This window comes from Mesorhizobium japonicum MAFF 303099 (genome assembly GCF_000009625.1).
In the GTDB taxonomy this organism is placed as follows: domain Bacteria; phylum Pseudomonadota; class Alphaproteobacteria; order Rhizobiales; family Rhizobiaceae; genus Mesorhizobium; species Mesorhizobium japonicum.
This window is the reverse complement of record NC_002678.2, coordinates 4,364,280-4,385,849: the sequence shown is the minus strand read 5'-3', so window position 1 is coordinate 4,385,849 and position 21,570 is coordinate 4,364,280. Positions and strand designations below refer to the sequence as shown.

General features: G+C 63.0%; 20 protein-coding genes and 1 pseudogene. 14 read left to right on the top strand and 7 right to left on the bottom strand.

Features of this window, described 5'->3' with window-relative positions; genetic code table 11:
* Positions 1–53 precede the first annotated feature (53 nt).
* The 6 genes and pseudogenes from MAFF_RS22420 to MAFF_RS22395 all read left to right on the top strand — a co-directional run bounded on the left by MAFF_RS22420 (position 54) and on the right by MAFF_RS22395 (position 7,484).
* Positions 54–1,727, top strand: coding sequence for an arylsulfatase (locus tag MAFF_RS22420; RefSeq protein WP_010913257.1), 1,674 nt, complete (start codon positions 54–56; stop codon positions 1,725–1,727).
* Complete coding sequence (locus tag MAFF_RS22415) at positions 1,724–3,211, top strand: DUF1254 domain-containing protein (RefSeq protein WP_010913256.1); 1,488 nt, start codon at positions 1,724–1,726, stop codon at positions 3,209–3,211. Before MAFF_RS22420 ends, MAFF_RS22415 begins: the two co-directional genes overlap by 4 nt.
* 17 nt (positions 3,212–3,228) lie before the next feature.
* A pseudogene (locus MAFF_RS22410) lies at positions 3,229–4,281 on the top strand (DUF1214 domain-containing protein).
* A 424-nt stretch (positions 4,282–4,705) separates the two neighbouring features.
* Complete coding sequence (locus MAFF_RS22405) at positions 4,706–5,638, top strand: SphA family protein (RefSeq protein WP_157866040.1); 933 nt, start codon at positions 4,706–4,708, stop codon at positions 5,636–5,638.
* 59 nt (positions 5,639–5,697) lie between these two features.
* Positions 5,698–6,681 carry a formylglycine-generating enzyme family protein gene (locus tag MAFF_RS22400; protein WP_044548842.1) on the top strand — a complete coding sequence of 328 codons (984 nt, stop codon included), beginning with the start codon at positions 5,698–5,700 and terminating at the stop codon, positions 6,679–6,681.
* Between the two features lie 257 nt (positions 6,682–6,938).
* A complete protein-coding gene (locus MAFF_RS22395) occupies positions 6,939–7,484 on the top strand; it encodes a 3'-5' exonuclease (protein ID WP_010913251.1) in 546 nt (181 codons plus the stop codon).
* A 368-nt stretch (positions 7,485–7,852) separates the two neighbouring features.
* On the opposite strand, the gene MAFF_RS22390 is transcribed toward MAFF_RS22395, so the two are convergent.
* The 5 genes from MAFF_RS22390 to MAFF_RS22370 form a co-directional block, all read right to left on the bottom strand.
* Positions 7,853–9,091 (bottom strand): AAA family ATPase, encoded by a 1,239-nt coding sequence (locus MAFF_RS22390; protein ID WP_010913250.1) that lies wholly within the window; start codon positions 9,089–9,091, stop codon positions 7,853–7,855.
* Positions 9,084–9,512 carry a hypothetical protein gene (locus MAFF_RS22385; RefSeq protein WP_010913249.1) on the bottom strand — a complete coding sequence of 143 codons (429 nt, stop codon included), beginning with the start codon at positions 9,510–9,512 and terminating at the stop codon, positions 9,084–9,086. The genes MAFF_RS22390 and MAFF_RS22385 overlap by 8 nt, the downstream gene beginning before the upstream one ends.
* Positions 9,513–9,641: 129 nt before the next feature.
* Positions 9,642–9,896, bottom strand: coding sequence for a hypothetical protein (locus tag MAFF_RS22380; protein ID WP_162034342.1), 255 nt, complete (start codon positions 9,894–9,896; stop codon positions 9,642–9,644).
* Positions 9,833–9,973, bottom strand: a complete 141-nt coding sequence (locus MAFF_RS22375; RefSeq protein WP_425280337.1) for a helix-turn-helix transcriptional regulator — start codon at positions 9,971–9,973, stop codon at positions 9,833–9,835. Before MAFF_RS22375 ends, MAFF_RS22380 begins: the two co-directional genes overlap by 64 nt.
* A gap of 143 nt (positions 9,974–10,116) precedes the next feature.
* A complete protein-coding gene (locus tag MAFF_RS22370; protein WP_010913246.1) occupies positions 10,117–11,298 on the bottom strand; it encodes a tyrosine-type recombinase/integrase in 1,182 nt (393 codons plus the stop codon).
* Positions 11,299–11,628: 330 nt separating this feature from the next.
* Here MAFF_RS22370 and MAFF_RS22365 point away from each other — a divergent pair, with 330 nt between their 5' ends.
* The 8 genes from MAFF_RS22365 to MAFF_RS22330 all read left to right on the top strand — a co-directional run bounded on the left by MAFF_RS22365 (position 11,629) and on the right by MAFF_RS22330 (position 17,364).
* The gene (locus tag MAFF_RS22365) at positions 11,629–11,817 is read left to right on the top strand and encodes a YodC family protein (protein ID WP_044548841.1); all 189 of its coding nucleotides are present in this window, start codon (positions 11,629–11,631) and stop codon (positions 11,815–11,817) included.
* A 215-nt stretch (positions 11,818–12,032) separates the two neighbouring features.
* Positions 12,033–12,470: an EF-hand domain-containing protein gene (locus MAFF_RS22360; protein ID WP_032932853.1), complete on the top strand. Its 438-nt coding sequence runs from the start codon at positions 12,033–12,035 to the stop codon at positions 12,468–12,470.
* Positions 12,471–12,515: 45 nt separating this feature from the next.
* Positions 12,516–13,052 (top strand): RNA polymerase sigma factor, encoded by a 537-nt coding sequence (locus MAFF_RS22355; protein WP_044548840.1) that lies wholly within the window; start codon positions 12,516–12,518, stop codon positions 13,050–13,052.
* A gap of 119 nt (positions 13,053–13,171) precedes the next feature.
* Entirely contained in the window at positions 13,172–13,618 is a 447-nt protein-coding gene (locus MAFF_RS22350; RefSeq protein ID WP_244420586.1) for a hypothetical protein, read from the top strand.
* Positions 13,615–14,070 carry a periplasmic heavy metal sensor gene (locus MAFF_RS22345; RefSeq protein WP_010913241.1) on the top strand — a complete coding sequence of 152 codons (456 nt, stop codon included), beginning with the start codon at positions 13,615–13,617 and terminating at the stop codon, positions 14,068–14,070. Before MAFF_RS22350 ends, MAFF_RS22345 begins: the two co-directional genes overlap by 4 nt.
* Positions 14,071–14,180: 110 nt before the next feature.
* Positions 14,181–14,456, top strand: coding sequence for a GCG_CRPN prefix-to-repeats domain-containing protein (locus MAFF_RS22340; RefSeq protein ID WP_044551152.1), 276 nt, complete (start codon positions 14,181–14,183; stop codon positions 14,454–14,456).
* 115 nt (positions 14,457–14,571) lie between these two features.
* Complete coding sequence (locus tag MAFF_RS22335) at positions 14,572–16,065, top strand: DUF1800 domain-containing protein (RefSeq protein ID WP_044548839.1); 1,494 nt, start codon at positions 14,572–14,574, stop codon at positions 16,063–16,065.
* Between the two features lie 39 nt (positions 16,066–16,104).
* Positions 16,105–17,364, top strand: coding sequence for a DUF1501 domain-containing protein (locus tag MAFF_RS22330; protein WP_010913239.1), 1,260 nt, complete (start codon positions 16,105–16,107; stop codon positions 17,362–17,364).
* Positions 17,365–17,452: 88 nt separating this feature from the next.
* On the opposite strand, the gene MAFF_RS41450 is transcribed toward MAFF_RS22330, so the two are convergent.
* Together MAFF_RS41450 and MAFF_RS22320 are read right to left on the bottom strand one after the other, a co-directional pair.
* On the bottom strand, positions 17,453–17,707 hold the full coding sequence (locus MAFF_RS41450; protein WP_080512093.1) for a GCG_CRPN prefix-to-repeats domain-containing protein: 255 nt from the start codon (positions 17,705–17,707) through the stop codon (positions 17,453–17,455).
* Between the two features lie 279 nt (positions 17,708–17,986).
* Entirely contained in the window at positions 17,987–21,388 is a 3,402-nt protein-coding gene (locus MAFF_RS22320; protein WP_044551150.1) for an acyl-[ACP]--phospholipid O-acyltransferase, read from the bottom strand.
* Positions 21,389–21,570: the final 182 nt, after the last annotated feature.

Sequence of the window (21,570 nt, the reverse complement as noted above, 5' to 3'; positions counted from 1 at the left end):
ATCTCAACCCTCAACGCTCACCGAAGGAGCAGGTCATGCGGAAGGACCAGGTCATGGGTACTGGGAACAATAAAGTCGAGGCTGGGAACCAGATCACACAGGGCTCGCTTGTCAGTCGCCGCAACGTCCTGCTTGGCGGCACGACGCTTGCCGCGGCATCCGCGTTGGCCGGGAGTAATCCGATCCGGTTGGCGCAAGCCGCCGCGGCCGGTAGCAAGCCGAACATCCTCGTCATCTTCGGTGATGACATCGGCTATTGGAACACCAGCGCTTACAACCGCGGCATGATGGGTTACCGCACGCCCAATATTGACCGTATCGCCAGGGAGGGAGCGATCTTCACCGACCTCTACGCCCAGCAATCCTGTACCGCCGGACGCGCCGCGTTCATCACCGGGCAGAGTTGCTTCCGCACAGGCCTGCTCAAGGTCGGTCTGCCGGCCGCCCCGGAAGGGTTGTCCGGGAAGGATCCGACGCTCGCCGAGCTGTTGAAGCCTCAGGGTTACGCCACAGGCCAGTTCGGTAAGAACCACGTCGGCGACCGCAACGAGTTTCTACCTACCGTTCACGGCTTCGACGAGTTCTTCGGGAATCTCTATCATCTCAATGCCGAGGAAGAGCCCGAAAATGTGGACTATCCGAAGAACCCTGAGTTCCACGCGAAGTTCGGCCCGCGCGGCGTGCTCAAATGCACCGCGACCGAAACGGACGATCCCACCGAAGATCCCCGCTTCGGCCGGGTGGGCAAGCAGAAAATCGAGGACACCGGCCCGCTCACCAAAAAACGCATGGAAACGGTCGATGAGGAATTCCTGGGCGCGGCCAAGGACTTCATCGATCGGCAGCACAAGGCCAGCAAGCCGTTCTTCTGTTGGTTCAACTCGACCCGCATGCATATCAACACTCATCTCAAACCCGCCTCGGAAGGCAAGACCGGCTTGGGGATGGAGGCCGACGGCATGGTCGAACTCGACGGAATGGTCGGCCAGCTTCTTCAGCAGCTGGACGATCTGGGTATTGCCGACAACACCATCGTGCTCTGGACCACCGACAACGGCGCCGAAGTTTTCTCATGGCCCGATGGCGGCACGACGCCGTTCCATGGCGAGAAAAACACCAGTTGGGAAGGTGGCTACCGCGTCCCCGGCATGATCCGCTGGCCGGGGGTCGTCAAGCCGGGCACCGAGATCAACGACATCGTCTCACACGAGGATTGGGTTCCGACGCTGGTGGCGGCAGCCGGCGAGCCGAACGTCAAGGAGAAACTTCTGACCGGTTACGAGGCGGCGGGCAAGACCTTCAAGGTCCACCTCGACGGTTACGACCAGCACGACCTGCTGGCCGGTACCGGCCCCGACCCCCGCAAGGAGTTCTTCTACTGGACCGACGAAGGAAATCTCGCCGCCTTTCGCTATGACCGCTGGAAGATCCTTTTCTTGGAGCAGCGGGCTGAGGGCTTCGACGTGTGGGAGGAACCGTTTGTAGCCCTGCGGGTGCCCAAGATCTTCGACGTGCGAGCCGATCCGTTTGAACGCGCCCAGCGTGAAGCGGCTGAATACGTCAGGTGGAGATTTGATCGGACGTATGTACTAATGCCGGCGCAGGCCTTCGTGGGCCAGCACCTTCAAAGCTTTGTGGCGTTCCCGCCGCGGCAAAAGCCTGGCAGCTTTTCGCTCGGTCAGGTGCTGGAAAAGCTGCAGGAGGCCGGGAACAGCGGCAAGGAATGAGGCCGGGGCAAAGCCCACGGCGGAGCAAGGTATGTCCCGCCGCGGCTTGCCGAACCCATGCACCAGGGGGACCTGTGATCCGAGCTATTCTCGCGCTTACATTGGCATCCATCATCGCCGCCGCGCAGCCGCAGAAGGCGTCAGCGGAAGACATCGTCGGCCGCTCAATCGAGCGACGCGCCGTCGAGGCGGTGATTTGGGGGATGCCGGCCGTCAACTACGACCTCATGTACGAGGCGATGGTCCGTGAGACCAGGGGGGAGTTCAACCAGATCGTCTACTGGTCACGCCTGCCGGACTGGAAGAACCAGACGCTGACGCCAAACCCGGACGCCATCTACCTGATGCCCTTCTTCAACGTGAAGGACGGGCCGATGGTAATCGAGATACCTCCGTCCGATAGCGGCGTGATCAACGGCACGATCATGGATGACTGGCAGGTCCCGCTGGAGGATGTAGGTCCGGCCGGCGTGGACAAGGGCGCCGGGGGTAAGTACCTGATCCTGCCCCCGGATTACAAGGACACCGCGCCCGAAGGTTACATCGTCCTGCCATCACAGACCTATCAGGGCTACGCCCTGCTTCGCTCGATCCTGAAAAGCGGCAGCGATGCCGATGTCGCCAAGGCAGTAGCCTACAGCCGGCGTATCCAGCTCTACCCACTGGCACGGGCCGCCAATCCGCCAGAAACCATCTTCCGGGACGCGATCGACATCGTGTACGATGCGACCATCCCCTACGACTGGCGCTTCTTCCAGTCGCTCGACCGCTTCGTTCAGCGCGAGGTATGGCTCACCCGGGACAAGGCAATGATCGACCAGCTTAAGTCGATCGGCATCGAGAAGGGGAAGCCGTTCAGCCCTGACGCACGGACACATGCCGACCTTGATGCCGCCGCCCGAGAGGCTCACGCCCTGCTGGAAGGCAGGTATGAAGGTATGTTCTCAGTCCCTTATTTCGACATCAGCCGATGGGCTGTGCCGGCCCTGCCTGACTTCCTCCAAGGAGCGTCGACCGGCTACACCGACCCCGACAACTATCCTGTCGACAGTCGCGGGTTGGTCTTCTCCTTCGCCTTCTTCACGCCGAAGCACCTGGGGCAAGGCCAGTTCTACCTGATGACGGTCAAAGACAAGACCGGCCAGACCTTCGATGGCCGCAGCACCTATCGCCTGACCGTTCCGGCAAACGCGCCCGTCACCCAATACTGGTCGGCGACGGTCTACGACCGCGCGACCCACGCGCTCATACGCGACCTGCCCCGGTCAAGCCGCTCCTCTCAGAACCCGGACCTGCACAAGAACGCGGACGGCTCGGTCGATGTTTATTTTGGGCCTGAGGCGCCGGCTGGCAAGGATGCGAATTGGGTTCCAACCAACCCGGCCAGGCAGTTCGAGGTCCTGTTTCGACTCTACGGTCCGGAAAAGTCGTTGTTCGAGAAGACGTGGAAGCTGCCTGACATCGAGCGAATCTCTGGTCGGTGAGTAAGGAGAGCGGAGCGATGAGGAAGCTTTGCATTCAAATCTGCGCCGGCTTACTGCTCGGGACGACTATCAACGCGGCGCTCGCACAGACCGGGCCTGCCCCGCAAGCGCCGACCGGCGCCACCGTCACGGTCACCCCCGACAACTTCAACCGCGCCGAGACCGATATGATCTTTGCTGGCAGCGTCAGCAATCAGGGTCTGGGCAGGTTCTTGCACCACCGCGAGCCCATGTCGATTGACTTTCCCATCGTGCGCCCCAACCGCGATACCTTGTATTCGTTATCGTACTTTGACCTCGACGCCGGACCGGTGACGGTCACGCTGCCCAATGCGGGTCCGCGCTTCATGTCGATGCAGGTAATCGACGAGGACCACTACACTCCTGAAGTTGTCTATGAGGCCGGCAGCTACACTTTCACGAGGGAGAAGATCGGCACGCGCTATGTCTCATTGGGCGTTCGCATCCTGGTCGATCCGGCCAATCCGGAAGACATCTAGCAGGTTCACGCCTTGCAGGATGCCATCACTGTCGCGCAGCCCGGTGGGCCGGGGCGCTTCGAGGTGCCCAACTGGGACCAGACAAGCCAGAAGAAGGTGCGCGACGCGCTTCTGGCGCTGGCCGAAACCCTCCCTGACACAAAGCGCACATTCGGAGCCAGAGATCGGGTCGATCCTGTTCGGCACTTGATTGGTACGGCGTTCGCCTTCGGCGGCAATCCCGAGAGAGATGCCCTCTATCTCAACGTCACCCCGAGCAAGAACGACGGCAAGACGGTTTACCGGCTCGCGGTCAAAGACGTGCCGGTTGACGCCTTCTGGTCGATCAGCCTCTACAACGCCGAAGGCCACTTCCAGAAAAACGACCTCAACGCCTATTCGCTGAACAGCATCACGGCGCAGAAGACAGCGGACGGCTCGGTCGACGTCCAGTTCGGCGGTTGCGACGGCAAGATCTCCAACTGCCTGCCGACCATGCCCGGCTGGAACTACATGGTCCGCCTCTACCGCCCAAGCGCGGAAGTCCTCGAAGGTAGGTGGAGGTTCCCCGAGGCTCAGCCGGCGACATAGGTCTGTTGGGAGGGCCTAGTGTCAAGGACAAGATGGCCAACTGCCGATCATGGATGTTTGGAGGTACAGGGTTCCGCTCTATCGCGCGCCAGGCATTCGCACCGCTATTTGGTAACTGTAACGTACTTCTGTGCCTGACTCCTGAAGAATAAAAAGCGTCAGTCTCAATGTGTGTCGGGAGTGGCCAAGAGTACGAGGAACGACCAAATCGAGGCCGTGAACCGGATCAAACAAGGCTCGCTTGTCAGCCGCCGCAACGTCCTGCTGGCGGCACCACACTTGCCCTGCGGGTCCGGCCGGCGGGCGGCTGACGAGACCTGAAATAAACGACCTGACCAGGCGAACCGTGGTATGCTGGCTATCGGGGAGCTTCTGTCGTTTTCTGGAGGGGGACGAGATGTTAAAATCCGCATCGGCCTCATGCTTGCTTGCCGCAGCGGCTGTCGCTGTAGCCTTTGCTTCCGTTGATGAGGCAAAGGCCACCGAGGCGGTTGCCGGGCGCTACTTACCGGGAGTGTTCGCGGGTCCAGGTGCGGGAATAGTGCCGCCAACGCCGGGCGTCGCCTATTGGGCGGTCTCCAATATCTACTATCATGGCGAAGCTGGTGGCGATGTGCCTTTCGGCAACGGCGCGGTGGCGGTCGGCATGACCGGCAATATCTGGTCGACGGTTCTGGCGGGGGTCTACGTGCCGGAGCTGCACTTGCCAGGAAATTGGACCTACGCCGTCCAGGCCGCCGTCCCCCTGGGCTGGACCGGCGCCCAGGCCGAGGTCGGCCCCTTTGGCACGAAGCAAAATGTTGCCGGGCTCGGCGACATCGCCTTCGCGCCGCTCGTGCTTGGCTGGCACAACGATGCCATGAACACCTGGCTGTCCGCATCCCTGACGATCACCGCACCGACCGGCGAATGGAAGCAAGGTGACCTTGCCTTCATCGGCCTCAACTATTGGACGTTCTCGCCAGCGATTGGGTTCACCTATCTTATCCCGGAACATGGGCTGGACCTTTCCGCCAAATTTGGCGTGGACATCAACACCAAGAACCATGACACCAATTACTACAGCGGTGCGACGGCCCACCTTGATCTTTCGGTCACAAAGAACGTAACTGAGAGCCTGTCCGTGGGAGGGATTGCGGGCTTTCTGGACCAGATTGAAGATGATCGCGGCACGTTCGCCGACACCCATGACGGCTTCAGGGGCCGTTCGATCGCGGTCGGGCCTCTGGTCAAATACAAGGCCAAGTTCGGAGAGAGCACCGAGGTCGATTTCACCTTGAGATGGGCCCACGAGGTCGAGGTCAAAAACCGCATGAAAGGCGACGCGGTCATGTTCGACATTGCCGGGAAGTTCTAGCCGATAGCGGGTGGGCGGCTGATGGAGATGAGCACGCCGTGTCATTTCGGGATCTTTCGATGAACGCCCCTGCCGAAGTCTTCGAGCGCGCTGCAGCCGAACGGTCGTACCCCGGAATGGTCTGGATCCCCGGCGGTACCTTCCTGATGGGCTCAGACAACCACTATCCGGAGGAGGCACCGGCCCACCGGGTCAGGGTCGACGGCTTCTGGATGGACAAATTCACCGTCTCCAACCGCGACTTCGAACGCTTCGTTGCGGCGACAGGACATGTCACTCTTGCCGAGAAACCCGCCAATCCCGACGACTATCCCGGTGCCTTACCCGATCTGCTGGCTCCGTCCTCGATGATGTTCAGGAAGCCGGCCGGCCCTGTCGACCTTGGCAATCACTACAATTGGTGGGTCTATGTCCGCGGCGCCAACTGGCGCCATCCACGCGGGCCGGCAAGTACAATCAAGAAGGTTGCAGATCATCCGGTCGTGCATGTGGCCTACGAGGATGTCGTGGCCTATGCCAACTGGGCAGGCAAGGAACTTCCCACCGAGGCCGAGTGGGAATTCGCGGCGCGAGGCGGCCTCGATGCCGCCGAATACGTCTGGGGCAACGAGCTTACGCCGGCCGGGAAGCACATGGCCAACATCTGGCAAGGAGACTTTCCCTACCGGAATACTGTCGACGACGGTTACGAATATACGGCCCCAGTAGGCTCGTTCCCGGCCAACGACTACGGTCTCTACGACATGGCCGGCAATGTCTGGCAATGGACGACCGACTGGTACCAGGACCACAAGGCGATCGACAGCCCGTGCTGCACCGCTGTCAATCCGCGTGGCGGCCATCGCGAAGCGAGCTATGACACCCGGCTACCTGACGTTAAGATCCCTCGCAAGGTCACCAAGGGTGGCTCCCATCTGTGCGCGCCGAACTACTGTCGGCGCTACCGGCCCGCGGCGCGAATGGCGCAACCCGTCGACACTGCAATCTCCCATCTCGGCTTTCGCTGCATCGTGCGAAGGAAAATGGAATTGAACGCGCAGTAAGCGCAACCGATTTGGGAAAATCGATCGGGACTCCCGCACGAAGTTAGGAAACGAACTAGCGGGCGGAAGTTCACTGCCTGCTCGATCCCAGTAGTGTCAACATTCGACCCCATTCGCGACCTTCCCCGGGGGAGGAACTGATGGGCAGCTTCGGGTCAGTTAGAGACTTCAATCCTACCTGGTCAAATGTCTGCCATCGCTTTTTGGATGCCTGAAGTTGCCTGTCCGCTTTCACGAACTTCGAAGATCCGCTTCTGATGGCCCATAGCAACATGAACTTCGAAGAGGAGAAGAAAGCGGTGACGCCCTTCTATCGCGATTATGCAACCGACGAGGCCATGATGGACGGCGCCTTCACGGTCGCCGATGAGATGCGGTCGGGCATGGCGACATCCCGCGGGGAAATCGCCATCATCGCGTTCACGGAGGATCTGTTTGCCGGTCTTCAGCGCGAGGCTATGACGCGCGGCAGGCCAGTGGAGGTTTTGAAGCAACGGAACGACAACGAACTGGCCAAGCGCGCCAAGACGACCGGGCGCTTCGTTCTCTCGCTTCCGAACTATGTAGGCGGACTCGAGTTCGACGGGGTCGTCCTGGTCGGTGTCGACGAGGGGCGCGCTCCCCCTTTGCTGACAAGTCAGCGATCGGAAAGTAAGGCCTATATGACCTTCTCAGCGCACAACAAGCTCTATGTTGCGATCAGCCGCGCGAGATATCGCGTGGCGATCCTCGGCACTAAGGAAAGAGGCGCGAGTTCGATCCTTAGAGGTGCCTTCGCTTCTCGCGCGCTGACGAAGGAATGACGAGACGAATGGCAGCATTGCACCCTGAGCGGGCTTACGCCTCCGGTACCAAGCGTCAGACTTTGACCACTAGGCTTCGTCATTGAAAAGGGAAAATGCGCCAGCAGTCGCGGCACGGTTATTTGGGAGTACATAGACTTGCCTCTACAAAAAAGGGCCGGCGCTTCGGGGCGTAATTTTCCAGCCGCGCGCAAGCCGCCTTGCCGGGCGGCGCGCGCAGCGCGGCGGGGGAGTATGAGGGGGGAGTTCGCAGGGGGAGTTCGCAGGGGCATCGCGTGGAGATCGGGGAATTCATGCGGGAGATCGGAAAGGAGATCGGGGGAGATCGGGCCGAGAGATCGGGGGGAGATCGGAAACGTGAGAGACTGTCAAAAGGGAATTCGAAGCCGAGACATTCCCTTGTCCGTAAGCACAAGTTGAGTGCTGCCCTTGCCGTTCGCCTCATAAGATACAGAAGCGATTTCTTCCTTTGCAAATAGCCGCTCCATCGCGCCCCTGAATTTCGCACGGCTAATTGTTCCATTCATTTCAGCTAGCACTTTCGGCGCGTAGTTTGGCCCGGATGACGCATTCGCGCGACGGCCTTCCTTCTCCCGTTTCGAAAGCAATTGCAGAAAGGTCACTTCTATCTCCCGGTCTTGCTGATCACGGTCGAGGCTTGCAAGTGCATCCCGATCCGGCCGGAACATGCCGCGATCCCATCGAAGCACGATCTCAGCGCCGTGAGGTCCGTAATTCGCTTTCTTGCTAGAAAGGATGCGAATGTCTGGATCGAGGTCAGTATCGCCCTCGGATTTTGGCGCTGTAAGGTATAATCGCGACCGCACCGAGTTGCCCCACCCTGTCGAGCCGGATTGCCCGGAGCCGGACGCCATGCCTGAAACGGACGGATGCGACAGGAGGATAATCGCCATGTCATGGGCGATACACAGCCGCCGCAGCGACCGGACGAACATGCGGACTTGGACCCGAGACAATTCGTTGCCTCCGAAGACGTCTGCGCGTGTATCCAGGACAGCACATTTCGGGCGCAATTGCCGGATCGTCACTTCGAACCGATGATGTAGGGCCGTCAATTCCAGCGCGGCTTTGCCCGGTGCTGCCAGTTCCGTGCCTTCCGCATCGGTTAGATCAGCCAGATATAAATTGCGGATATCGCCGGGCGTCAGCCCCATGCCGGCCAGAACGGCGTTGCGCCGCCGCAGGACTTCGTTCGGCTCGTCCTCGCACGAAACGTACAGAAACCCGCCAGGCTCAGGCATTGTGCCGAGCCAATCGCGACCGGCAGCCATGGCAATGCCGAGTTGCAACGCGAGGAGGGATTTGCCTAAGCCACCGTCGCCGGAAATATCTGTGACATTGCGATCAGGGATGAGGTCGGGAACGATCCACCTACGCGGCGTTACGTCATCAGCGGGCACGGTTGACAGATCGATCGTGGCGAGCGGCGCGACTGATTGCCGAGTGAACGGCTGGCCCCGCGCCTCACCCGCGAGCAGCGGCTCGGCGGGAAGCTCTACATCCCCGGCAGATGGTTCGCCAGCGGCCATCCCCGCCCTCTCAGCGGCCTCAGTTTCGTACAGATCAAGTGGAGGCAGCTCACGCATGGCGCGCCTCCTGCCTATCGCTCCGTTTCGATGCGGGCCGCTCTGCCCAGCGCGGCAGCAGGCCACGCCTTTCCAAATCTCGGCGACGGCGCAATTCCGGTTCCAGCCCGTAGCGCGCGACGATTGCGATCAGCTTCTCGCGGGTTTCCGCGCTATCCTTGGGGTGCGTCCATCCATCCCAGAACCAGCGTTGTCGCTTGAAGTTGATCCACTGATCAGGAGGGACGATCTCAACCTCGTTGCGTCGTCGAACCCGGCAAATGGGCCTGTAGGCGCGATCGAATATCACCGCCGCGCCGTCAGGTTCGATCCAAACCCCGTACGGGAAAATACGCCAGCGCGCGCCCCGCCATAGTATCCGAATGGCTCGGATCGTGGTTTCGTCGAGGAAAAGCTCTCCTCGATCAATTTCCGCTATCATGTCTGCCTTCGTCAATCTTGACGAGGCGGCGATCTTGTTGCTAAAAGAACAACGTTGATTGTTGCATTAGCTTCGCCGTCCCGAAGTTAATTGGAGAGCCCAGGTTGCCGCCCGGGCTTTTCTGCTTTCTCAGATGTCATCGCCGGGTTCAGGAGGTCTGTCATCTGCTAACGTCGGCTGGACCGTCAAAGCGTCGGCTGCTTGGGCATCGTCCTCAGGAACCGGCTTGGCGTTGAAGAGAGGGAACAACTGGATCACGTTGTCGTCCAAAATCCGCCGTCCGGTCTTGGCGCAGAAAACTACATCTTCATCCATCGCGATCACGCGGCGTTGCGGGCGGCTTTGGCTCGCTCGATCACGGCGAGGATTTCTGAGCGCGGCCATCGGCTCATCCCGCCTATCTTTACGGGCTGCGGCGCGGTCTTGTCCCGCACACGCCGCCAGAAAGTTGGCTTAGACATGCCAAGAATGGCGGCGGCTTCTATGTCCCTGAGGAGGGGGTCTTGGTGGTCGAAATTCATGGTCGGGCCCTCATTGCTTCACAAGTGACCCGGATTGACCTAAGGCGAGATGGTTAGTTCCTAAAACACCAGATACGAGACAGTCAGACCGCGCTCACCAGTTGCACCACCTTGCAATGGTCTGCCCACCGCTCCATAAGCTTGGCCCGCTGGTCGATGAAGTCGGTCCGTCGATACGCGCGCTCGACCGCACCGCCGACTTTGTGGCCCAAGACCGTCTCCGCTACCTCGTGAGGCGCATCAGTGCATTCGGCAAGCCAATCCCGCAGCGATGACCGGAAGCCATGCGGGCGCGCTGTCAGCTTCCGCCGTTCCATGTAGCGGCTTAGCGTCATGTCGCTCACGACACCGCGCCTGAGAGACGGGAACAGGAAACCATCACGAGCATGACGCTTGGCCTGCTCGATCACGGCCAGGGCTTCCTTTGATAGCGGGACCCTGAAATCGCCAGTCGCACCCTCGCGACCCTTCATCATGTCGGCAGGTATGGTCCACACGTCACCGGCAATGTGATCGACGCGCAGGAACCGCAGAGGCCGCGAGCGGACTCCCGTGAGTATCAGCAGCCGCAAGGCTAGATGCGTTACTGATCCCACGCTCAGGCTTTGATAAAACCCAGGCACCTCATGCCAAGGCATCGCCGGGATGTTCACGGCTTTGTGCTGTGACGCTCCAATCAGCGCCTTCGCCTTGTCCACAACTTGCGTGTCAACGTCGAGGCCAAGCGCGGCGGCGTGGCGCACAACCATGTCAAGGCGATTGAGCGCCTTTCGCATCGTCTCGAATTTCGTATCCCGAAGCGGTTTCAGAGTGTCGCGGATGTCCACTTGGTCGAGATCGGCCACCGGCACCTTTCCGAGCTTGGGTAACACATGGAGTTCGAGCGGCGAGAACCATCGACCCGCCTTTCCTTGTCCCCTGAGGTTGCCCTTGATCGCATCGAAACAGTCTTCCGCGACATGCTTCAAAAGATGGAGGTTCCGCGCCGCCTCGCGCTTCTGCCGAGCCCGCTCTTTAATAGGATCGCCGCCAGCCCGAACGACCGTGCGCCACTTGTCCGCCGACTTGCGGGCTTCGGCCAGTCCGACATCGGAAACCGAGCCAAGACCCATCTCGCGGCGACGGCCATGCACCACCGCGCGCAGAACCCACTTGCCAGTATCCTTGCTGGACTTCACCAACCACAGCCCGCCGCCATCCGCATACTTGCCGGCAGGCGATTGCTTAACCTGCACCGCCGACAGCCTGTCCTTTGCTCTTGTCATTTCTAAGTCCACCCTTTGGTCCACCCTCTACGTGTAGATGGAATGACCCCGAGTGACAATGCCTGGCGCTCACGCGTTGCAATTTTCGCAACAAAATCAGCGAAAATGAAGATCAGGGCGAAATTCTGACACTATATGATGCCGGCTGAAATTGCGATTATGTGCACCTAAGCGGCACCAGTTCCTGCCCTTCTTGCTGTCCTCCCTATGCTGCAATCGGTACTTGACCACGGCCTGTGCGGTGGATCGCGCTGCCGGCGCCCCATATCCACCATTGTCGCGACTCGGGTTTGGTGGGAAACTTGTGGGTCTCAGCATGGGAGGTCCAAAATGCCCAACACTTTCAAGACCGGAGACGTCGTCAGGCTGAAGTCGGGAGGGCCGAAGATGACGGTCAGCGACGGTGCCGCTTCCGGCATGTATCTGTGCCACTGGTTCAACCGCGAGGGCGATGTCTGGATCCCGCAGCATGCGGGTTTCAAACCGGACCAGCTGGTGACCGCCGACCCATCGGCGTAGCCCGTTCGCCAGGGGCGGTGGCCGGCCGGCGTGAATTCGGATGACGCCGGATGGGGTATCATGGCCGCTGCTTTTGGCACCAGCACTGGGGCGGCATCACCGAATCGGATGATCGGCACGGGCGACCGACGGATTTCCGTCGTCGCGGCGTTTAACCGTTGAAGCGTGGCCACGGCATGGGCCGTGGCCGACGCGCCAACCGGAGACGCCGAAGCATGATAAGCCGTTCGATCCTTGCCGCTGCCTTGAGCCTGCTGACCGTCGCAGCCCTCGCCCAGACGCAGCCCCCGGCCGTCACCTCTCCTGGCGCCACGCCGCCGGCTGCCGCCCCAGCCACGCCAAGGGCCAAGTCCGACATCACGCTGGCCAAGTTCCAGAAGCGGCGGGAGAAGGCGATCATGGCCGCCGACACGGATGGTGACGGCAAGATCAGCCTGCTTGAGTGGGAAGCCTTCCAGGCCAAGCGCAACATCAAGGGCGATGCCGCCAAATCCTTCGCGCGCATCGATTCCAACCATGACGGCTTCATCGACCGCGCCGAGCTCGATGCGTTCTTCGCCAAGCGCTTTGCCAAGCTGGACAAGAATGGCGACGGCGTTCTGACGGCCGACGAGATGCCAAGCCACAAATCCGCTCCCAAGCCGGAGCAATGACCAAGAGGCCATGACGCGTGATGGATATCGGGAGTGCACCAGCCGATGAGCGCGGATCCGGACGAGGAGTTGGTTCGCCGGGTCGGTGCCGGCGACCCGGCGGCCGTGCAGACGCTCGTCGCGCGCAAATTGCCGCGCATCCTTTCGCTTGCCGTGCGCATGCTGGGCGACGCGGCGGAGGCCGAGGATGTCGCGCAGGAAACCTTCGTGCGCATCTGGCGCCACGCCGCGAGCTGGCGGCGCGGCAATGCACGCTTCGACAGCTGGATCCACCGGGTGACGCTCAACCTCTGCTACGACCGGCTGCGCCGGCGCCGCGAGCAGGTGACCGACGATTTGCCGGACATGGCCGACCCTTCCCCGCTTCCCGACGCCCGCGAAGAGCCGCACCGTGTCGAGCAGGCCTTGCAGGCGATCGCGCCACGCCAGCGCGAGGCGATCATCCTGGTCTACTACCAGGAGATGTCCAACATAGAGGCGGCCGCGACCCTGGAGATCAGCGTCGATGCGCTGGAGAGCCTGCTTTCGCGCGGCCGGCGGGCCTTGCAGATGATCCTGGCCAGGGATGGCGTCCATGACTGAGAAGAGCGCGACCATGAATGGCGGACATTTGCCGCGCTCTACGAGCGTCCGGCGGAGGCCGATCGGCCTCGTTTCCAACCCGCGTGGGCACGCGGCACCAAAGGGCAAGGGGAAGACAGATGGCTGAAGACATCGAGGACGGCCCGGCGATGGATGCCAGGCGTTTCGCGGCGCTCGCCGAAGCCTATGGCGGCGATCCGCGGCGCTGGCCGCAAGCGGAGCGCGAAGCCGCTGCAGCCTTTGCTTCAAGCGAGACAGGCCAGGCCATTTCGCGACGGGCCGACACGCTTGACGCCCTGCTTGACAGTTACAGCATCCGGCACCCCCGCAAGGCGCTGCATGACACGATCCTGCGGACCGCGGACCGGTACGTCGTCCGGCGACGGCGTCAGCGCTTCTGGTGGCTGGGGCTGGGGCTCGCCGGCATTGGGCTGGCCGGCGCCGTCGCCGGACTGGCCCTGGTGACCGTCGTCACGCCCGACGTTCAGCCCGACCATTATGTGCTAGACGCCAATGCGACGGCGTTCGGCGATGCCGGACCCGACACGATCGAGGAAGACCTATGAGCACAGGCCGCAATCTCCTCATCGCATCGGTGGTGCTGAATGTCTTCCTGGCTGGCGCGCTTGCCGGCGGGGCCGTCTGGATAAAACGCGGCAAGCCGGCCCAGGGCTATTCGCTGGAGGCGGCCGGCGGTCGGCTTCCAGACCAGCAGCGCACGCTGTTCCGCAAGGCGCTGCGCGAAGTCCGCCAAGAGTCGCGCGAAATCATTCGCGACGGCCAGCAGGCCAGGCGCGAGGCAGCGGATTTGCTGCGGCAGCCCGTCCTCGACACGGCGGCCCTGGCCGCCGCCCTGGAACGTGCCCGCAATGCCGACGTCACCGTGCGCACCCGGCTGGAGCAGCGCATCATCGCGTTCGCGGCGGCAGGCTCCGCCGAGGATCGCAGCCTGCTGGCGGAAGGGCTCTCGAGGCGCGCCGGGCCGCAGCCGTCGACACCGCCAAAAAAATCGCCGTGACGACCGACGGAAAATGCCGACGGCGCCCGTTTAACGAAATGAAGGGCAAGGCCTGCCGGGCTATCTGGCGCCGACAGGTTTTCAACCTCGGACAACTTCGGAGTATGGTCATGAACTATCTGACAATATACGCGGCCACCGCCGCTCTCGCGGTGACCGGAACGGTGGCTACGGTCGCGGCCTCCTCGGCGATGCCGCTGGCGCCGCTTGCCGCCCCGGCGCTGGTCGAGCACGTCGCCTGGGGTTGCGGGCCTGGCTGGCATCCCAATCCCTGGGGGCGCTGCGTCCCCAATCGCGTGGTCGTCTACCCCGGTTACTATTGGCATCGCCCGGCCTTCTATGGGTGGCATCCGCACCGTCACTGGCACCGCTGGCATCGCTGGTAGGGGGCTCGGGGGCCGACAACTTCGCCGGCCCCACGACCTCAATTGAACAGGCACGAAACAGCTCGAACGGGCTTCCGGCGCCGTGCGCGGGGAGCCCAAGCAATGGAGAGCTGACTTGGCTATCCCGGCCGCCAATTCCCCGCCAGATCCAGTGCTTGTCGCTTTCAACCGCTTCGGGCTCGGGGCAAGGCCCGGCGACCGCGACAAAGTTACCCACGACCCACGCGGCTATCTGAAGGCGGAACTGCGGCAGCCCGACATCGCCCTGATCTCGCTCGACGACCCGGCCTATGCGAGCCTGCCGGGCAGCACGCCGGCCATCCAGGCCAGCATGGCGGCAAACTTCCAACGCAAGCTCGACCGCGAGCACATGGCCGCCGCAGCACAGCCGGCAATGGCAAGCGCCAAGTCCATGCCCACCCAGGCCACGCCGGCCCCAATTGCGCCTGCTCATCCCCTGCCACCGCCCACGGCCCCGGCCAAGCCCGCGCCGCCGGTCGAGGCTGCGCTGTTCCGGGCCGAAGCCCAGGCGCGCTTCGACAAGGCTTTTCGCGCCGAGGCAGGCTTTGTCGAACGCCTGGTGTATTTCTGGTCGAACCATTTCTGCGTCTCCGTGGCGAAGGACAACATCGTGCGGGCGAGCGCCGGCGCCTTCGAACGGGAAGCGATCCGGCCCTTCGTGCTCGGCCGGTTCGCCGACATGCTGATGGCGGTGGAGCGGCATCCGGCGATGCTGTTCTATCTCGACAACCAGCAGTCGATCGGCCCGGACTCCCGCGCCGGCAAGAATCGCCGGCGCGGCCTCAATGAGAACCTCGCCCGCGAGATCTTGGAACTGCACACGCTGGGCGTCGGCAGCGGCTATACCCAGGCCGACGTCACCAGCTTCGCGCGCATCCTGACGGGCTGGACGATGGTCGGGCGCGAGGGCCGGCTTGGCGAACCGGGCAGTTCCGTCTTCAACGCCAATGCGCATGAGCCGGGCGATGCGGTGCTGCTGGGCAAGACCTATCCGGCCGCCGGCATGGGCCAGGCCGAGGCGGCGCTCAACGACATCGCCAGCCATCCGGCGACGGCGCAGCACATCGCCACGCAACTCGCCCGTCATTTCATAGCCGACGACCCTCCGCCGGCGGTAGTCGCGCGCCTGGCCAAGGTTTTCGCCAAGAGCGACGGCAATCTCAGGGCACTGGCGGCGACCCTCATCGACATGCCGGAGGCATGGTCGACGCCGCTGGCCAAGATGCGCTCGCCCTTCGACTATATCGCCGCCATCCGCCGGGCGGCCGGTCCGGGTCCGGCCAACGATCCCGGCCAGTCACTCAACTGGCTCAATGCGCTCGGCGAACCGCTCTGGCAGCCGCCGGGGCCGAACGGCTTTTCCGACCAGGCGGACAGCTGGGCCTCGGCCGAAGGCATGAAGATCCGCCTCGACATCGCCTGGCGGGCGGCCCGCCAGGTCAAGGATATCGGCAATCCCAACGACATGCTCGACGCCGTCATCGGTCCCTCAGCCTCGCCGGAAACGCGGCAAGCGGTCGCCCGCGCCGAGTCCAAGCAGCAAGGCCTGGCGCTGCTGCTGATGGCGCCCGAATTCCAGAGACGATAGCGCGAGCAACAGGTCCGGCGCCGACATGGAGACCAAGTCATGAGCCTGCTGTGTGAAACTCCCCATCCGTCCCGCCGCGCCGTGCTGATGACCGGCGGCGCGCTGTTTGCCTGGGCCTATCTGCCGCGCTTCGCCCGCGCCGCCGACAATCGTGACCCGCGCCTGATCGTTATCGTGCTGCGCGGCGCGCTCGACGGCCTGTCGGCGGTCGGTCCGGTCGGCGACCCCGACTATGCCGGCCTGCATGGTGACATCGCTTTGTCGCTCGCCGGCCCGCACGCAGCACTGCCGCTCGATGGTTTCTTCGCGGTCAATCCGGCGATGCCGGTCTTCGCGCGGCTGTTCAAGGCAAACCAGGCGGCGGTGGTGCATGCCGCAGCGACAGGCTATCGCGAACGCTCGCATTTCGACGGCCAGGATGTGCTGGAAAGCGGTTTCGCCGGTCCCGGCCATGTCGCCACCGGATGGCTCAACCGGGCGCTGGAGAGCCTGCCGGCGGGCGACCGCGTGGCAACGCTTGGCGGGCTGGCCGTCGGACCATCGACGCCGCTGGTGATCCGCGGCGCGGCTCCAGTGCTCGGCTGGGCGCCGCAATCGCTGCCGGCGCCGGCCGGCGACCTCGCGGCGCGGGTTCTCGACCTCTACCAGCATCGCGACCCAGTGCTGGCGGCGGCCCTGCAGAAGGGCCTCGATGCCGAGCGCATGGCGCTCGACGACCAGATCGGCGGCAATGTGATGAAGCCGAACGTCGGGGCGATGAAGCCGAAGGGCGGCCTCGACAGCGCCGCCGGCATGCGGCAGGCCGCGCAAGGTGCGGCCAGGCTTGTCGCGGCCGATGACGGGCCGCGCGTTGCAGCACTCGCTTTCGATGGCTGGGACACGCATGTCAACGAAGGCGGCGCGAGCGGCCGGCTCGCCACGCTGCTCGGCGGCCTCGACGGCGCCTTCGAGGAATTCGAGAAGGGTCTTGGCGAGCGCTGGAGGGATACGGCGATCGTCGCCATCACCGAGTTCGGGCGCACGGCGCAGATCAATGGCACGGTCGGCACCGATCACGGCACCGGCACGGTGGTGCTGCTCGCCGGCGGCGCGATCAAGGGCGGCCGCGTCATCGCCGACTGGCCGGGATTGAAGCCGGCTCAGCTCTATGAACAGCGCGATCTGGCACCGACCAGCGATGTCAGGGCGGTGTTGAAGGGCCTGCTCGCCGACCAGTTCGGTCTTTCGGCAGCCGTGCTCAGTGACAAGGTGTTTCCAGAATCAGCGGCAGTGAAGCCTATGCGGGACCTCATCGTATGAGAAATAAGATGGCGTCACATGAGGCGCCACCTTTTTGGGGAACCGGCCACGCCACTCCGGACCGGGCGCTGCGTCGATCCGCTCGTGATCACCAGCGGTGGTGCCAGCGATGGTGGTGATGATACCGCCAATGTCCCGGCCGGACTATTATTACGCGACGACGGTTGGGCACACAATTTCCCCACCGGTTCATATGCCAGCCAGGCCCGCATCTCCAGCCGACGCTTTCGATTGGCAACAAACCGGCGCTCGGCTTGGCCATGGGCAGGGCCTGCGAGCCGACGCTCGACAGCATCAATGTGCCTGCAGCGACGGCAATCGGCAGAATGTATCTGGTGAGCATGATTGTGTCCTCCATGGTTGACATTCCCGAGGACAACATACCACTCGCCCAGCTGAATGCCGGGTGAGTGGTGCGATCACATATTCGTTAGAGCGTTTCACCGTTTCATGGAAACGGCGAACCGCTCTAACTCTTTGTTTTGGAGCAATTCCCAAGGGAAAGCGCTACGCGCTTTTCCCGGGAAAACCGCTCACACTTTTCCTGGAATTGCTCTAGCGGGCGGAGCGCTCGCCAAGCGACGCCGCGATTTCAGCGGCGCCGTCGAGCATGTCGCCTTGGTCAGGCGGCCTCGACCTTGGCTACTGGCGCATCCCGCACCAGCTTGGTCACGCCGGCGAAGTCGAGCTTGCCGGAGCCGAGCACCGGCACTTTCGGGACGACGCGCACTTCGGCTGGCACCATCAGGTCCATGGCGCCATTGGCCTTGGCGAAGGCAAGCAACTCGGCACGTGTGGCGCCGGGAGCCTCGGTGATGAGAATGAGCTTCTCGCCCTTGCGCGCATCCGGCACGGAAGCGACCGCCGACAACGAGCCTTTCCACACTTCACCGGCCAGCGCCTCGACGGCGGCGAGCGAAATCATCTCGCCGCCGATCTTGGCGAAACGCTTGGCGCGGCCGCGAATGGTGATGAAGCCGCCCTCGTCGACCGAGACGACATCGCCGGTGTCATGCCAGCCGTCCTCCAGCGGTTCGAGCGCGCCCGGCTTCTCGGCGCGCAGATAACCCGCCATGACATTCGGGCCGCGCACGTAGAGACGCCCGCCTTCATCGACGCCGGGTACCGGATCCAGGCGGTATTCCATCCCGGGCATGATTTTACCGACGCTGCCGGACTTGTTGTACATCGGCGTGTTGATGGCAATCACCGGCGCCGCTTCGGTCACGCCGTAGCCCTCGAGGATACGCACCCCGAACTTCTCCATGTAGGTCATGCGCGTCGCTGCCTTGACCGGTTCGGCGCCGGCAAAACAATAGCGTATCGAGCGGAAGTCATAGGGGTGCGCGGTGCGCGCATAGCCGCTGAGGAACGTATCGGTGCCGAAGATGATCGTCGCGTTGGATGCGTAGATCAGTTCCGGCACGATGCGGTAGTGCAGCGGCGACGGGTAGAAATAGACCGGCACGCCCGAGATCAACGGCAGCACCGTGCCGGCCGTCATGCCGAAGGAATGGAAGATCGGCAAAACGTTGAACACCTTGTCGCCCGAGTGGAAGTCGATGCGCGAGGCGGCCTGCGCGGCATTGGCCAGTATGTTGCGGTGGGTGAGCACGACGCCCTTCGGCGTGCCTTCCGAGCCCGAAGTGAACAGGATCACCGCCGGGTCGTCAGGCTTGCGCGGCGCGCGCGGCGTCGACTTGCGCAACAGGCCAAGCAGCTTGTCCTTGAGACCCATGGTTGCACGCAGATCGTCGAGCCAGACGATGTCAACCGACCGGCCGATCTCCTCGACCACCGCGCCGAGTTTTGCCTGCTCGACAAAGGCGCGGGACGTGAGCACGGTCCTCACCTCGGCCGCCTTGCAGGCGGACAGGATGTTGGCGGCACCCGCGGTGAAGTTGATCATCGCCGGCACCTTGCCGGCCGACATCACGCCAAGCAGCGTGGCGCATGAGCCGTTGGCGTTGGGCAGCATGATGCCGAGCGTCTGCTGGCCGGCATAAAGGTTCTGGAATTTCTCGCCAAGCACGGCGGCCGCCGTCAGCAGCTTGCCATAGCTCAGTGAGCCGGTGACCGGATCCTGCACGGCGAGCCGTTTCATGCCGCGTTCATTCGCCGTCAGGATGATCTTTTCCAGCACCGTCTTGTCGATGTCCTGGGTGCGGAAGACGAGATCCGACATGACCTGATAGAGTGCCGAACCCGCCGCGGCGCGGCGCTTGCGGCCCTTCAGTTCCGGCGGCACTTGCAGCTTGACCGGCTCCAGTATGGTCACCTTGACCTTCGGGAACAGGCGGCGGCGCACATGCTGCGACGTCAGCCGCGAGAACGGGCTTTTCTCCAGCCCGTCGATGCGGATCGGCACGACCATCGAGCCGGTCTTGTCCGCCACCATGGCGGCGCCATCATAGACCTTCATCAGCCCGCCGGTGACGGTGATGCGGCCTTCGGGGAAGATGACCAGCGGATCGCCACCCTGCACGATCTTGATCAGCGTGCGGGTCGACATCGGCTTGGCCGGATTGAGCGGCAAGGCGCGAGCAAGCTTCATGAACGGTTTCATCCACCAGGCCTGGGCGATGGCGTAGTCGATGGCGAAGACCGGCTCCTCGTCGGTCAGCGTCAGCGCCAGTGGGCCGTCGAGGAAGCTGACATGGTTGAGCGCCAGGATCGGCGCCTTGCCGGCCGCCTTGAGGTTTTCCATGCCCTCGACCTCCAGGCGCAGGAAGGCGCGGAACAGGATCGAGACGAAATCGCGGAAGGCGTTGGTCGGCAGGAATTTCAGCATCAGCCAGGCCGCGACGGCGTTGGCCACGGCCAAGCCGAACAGGATGCCGCCGGTCGAGACTTTCGTCTGGATCACGGCGACAACAATACCGCCGACCGTCATGAAGCCGGCATTGACGATGCTGACCGCTGCGACGACGCGGGCGCGGCGCGCTTCCGGCGACCAGGCCTGCACGGCGGCGAAGGTCGGCACCACGAGGAAGGCGCTGGCGATGGCCATGGCGGCGAGGTCGATCGCTACGCGGATCGTGTTTGGCCCGGCGAAGAACAGGGCAAGGGTTTGCGCCTTCGGCGAAGGCTGCATGCTCCATATGGTCCAGGCCAGATGCAGGCCGAACAGCGCCAGCAGCGCCGTGCCGACCGGGGCCGGCAGAAGCACGATGCGCCCCTGCGACATCCATGCTGCTATCGCCGAGCCGATGGCGATCGAGACGGCAAACACCGCGAGATAGACGGTGACGGCGATTTCGTTGCCGCCGAGCGAATCCTTGATCAAGGTCGGCAGGATCGAAAGCACGATGGCGCCGATCAGCCAGAACCAGGAGGTCATCAGTCCGGCGCGCCATATCCGCGTGTCGGTGCGCAATTCGCTTACCTGGCGCCAGGTCGAGCGGAAGATGTTCTTGTCGATGACGAGGCCGGGTGCCGCCGAACCCGTGGGCGGAATGTAGCGGCTGACGAACCAGCAGCCGACGGCCAGGGCCATCATGATCGGCCCGAACACCGTGACGCCTATGCCATCGGCCGACACGACGCCGCCGGCGATGGTGCCGCCTAGGATGGCGGCAAACGTGGCCGACTCGATCCAGGCGTTGGCCTTGGGCAGTTCCTTGCGCTCGAGGTGATCGGGCAGGATGCCGTATTTGATCGGTCCGAACAGCGCCGAGATGATGCCGAACATCAGCAGCGCCGTCATCAGCACCGGGATCGAAGACAGCGCAATGCCGGCGACAGAGACGGCCGCTGCGGCGATCTCGGCGAATTTCAGCCGCCGGGCGATGAGGGCCTTGTCGAAGCGATCGGCGATCTCGCCGCCAAGGGCCGACAACAACAGGAAGGGCGCCATGAAGACGGCCCCGGCGAGCGTGACCAGCGAAGCCGCCTGGTCGGCGGCCAGCGTGAAGAGGATCAGGAACACCAGCGTGTTCTTGAGGAAATTGTCGTTGAAGGCGGACAGGAACTGCGTCCAGAACAGAGGCGCAAAGCGCCGGGACAACATCAGATGCGTGTTCATGGCGATTTCCATTTGGCGGAACCCTGCGGCCGTGTGCCGATAGGCCCTGCGGGTTGCAGGAGCGGTTTCGATCTCAGTGATAGTCTTGAGCTGGTTAAACTTCCTTGCTGCGCTTGATGTCCATACCGTGGCTGTTGGCCTATCAGAAATGAACATCGTTCATAATCGCACTCTATCATGCT

Excerpts from the sequence above, each read along its gene's own strand:
- MAFF_RS22420 (WP_010913257.1), top strand. The coding sequence starts at position 54 with ATGGGTACTGGGAACAATAAAGTCGAGGCTGGGAACCAGATCACACAG.
- MAFF_RS22415 (WP_010913256.1), top strand. The coding sequence starts at position 1,724 with ATGAGGCCGGGGCAAAGCCCACGGCGGAGCAAGGTATGTCCCGCCGCG.
- MAFF_RS22400 (WP_044548842.1), top strand. The coding sequence starts at position 5,698 with ATGAACGCCCCTGCCGAAGTCTTCGAGCGCGCTGCAGCCGAACGGTCG.
- MAFF_RS22395 (WP_010913251.1), top strand. The coding sequence starts at position 6,939 with ATGGCCCATAGCAACATGAACTTCGAAGAGGAGAAGAAAGCGGTGACG.
- MAFF_RS22390 (WP_010913250.1), bottom strand. The coding sequence starts at position 9,091 with ATGCGTGAGCTGCCTCCACTTGATCTGTACGAAACTGAGGCCGCTGAG.
- MAFF_RS22385 (WP_010913249.1), bottom strand. The coding sequence starts at position 9,512 with ATGATAGCGGAAATTGATCGAGGAGAGCTTTTCCTCGACGAAACCACG.
- MAFF_RS22380 (WP_162034342.1), bottom strand. The coding sequence starts at position 9,896 with ATGGCCGCGCTCAGAAATCCTCGCCGTGATCGAGCGAGCCAAAGCCGC.
- MAFF_RS22375 (WP_425280337.1), bottom strand. The coding sequence starts at position 9,973 with ATGTCTAAGCCAACTTTCTGGCGGCGTGTGCGGGACAAGACCGCGCCG.
- MAFF_RS22370 (WP_010913246.1), bottom strand. The coding sequence starts at position 11,298 with ATGACAAGAGCAAAGGACAGGCTGTCGGCGGTGCAGGTTAAGCAATCG.
- MAFF_RS22365 (WP_044548841.1), top strand. The coding sequence starts at position 11,629 with ATGCCCAACACTTTCAAGACCGGAGACGTCGTCAGGCTGAAGTCGGGA.
- MAFF_RS22360 (WP_032932853.1), top strand. The coding sequence starts at position 12,033 with ATGATAAGCCGTTCGATCCTTGCCGCTGCCTTGAGCCTGCTGACCGTC.
- MAFF_RS22355 (WP_044548840.1), top strand. The coding sequence starts at position 12,516 with ATGAGCGCGGATCCGGACGAGGAGTTGGTTCGCCGGGTCGGTGCCGGC.
- MAFF_RS22350 (WP_244420586.1), top strand. The coding sequence starts at position 13,172 with ATGGCTGAAGACATCGAGGACGGCCCGGCGATGGATGCCAGGCGTTTC.
- MAFF_RS22345 (WP_010913241.1), top strand. The coding sequence starts at position 13,615 with ATGAGCACAGGCCGCAATCTCCTCATCGCATCGGTGGTGCTGAATGTC.
- MAFF_RS22340 (WP_044551152.1), top strand. The coding sequence starts at position 14,181 with ATGAACTATCTGACAATATACGCGGCCACCGCCGCTCTCGCGGTGACC.
- MAFF_RS22330 (WP_010913239.1), top strand. The coding sequence starts at position 16,105 with ATGAGCCTGCTGTGTGAAACTCCCCATCCGTCCCGCCGCGCCGTGCTG.
- MAFF_RS41450 (WP_080512093.1), bottom strand. The coding sequence starts at position 17,707 with ATGCTCACCAGATACATTCTGCCGATTGCCGTCGCTGCAGGCACATTG.
- MAFF_RS22320 (WP_044551150.1), bottom strand. The coding sequence starts at position 21,388 with ATGAACACGCATCTGATGTTGTCCCGGCGCTTTGCGCCTCTGTTCTGG.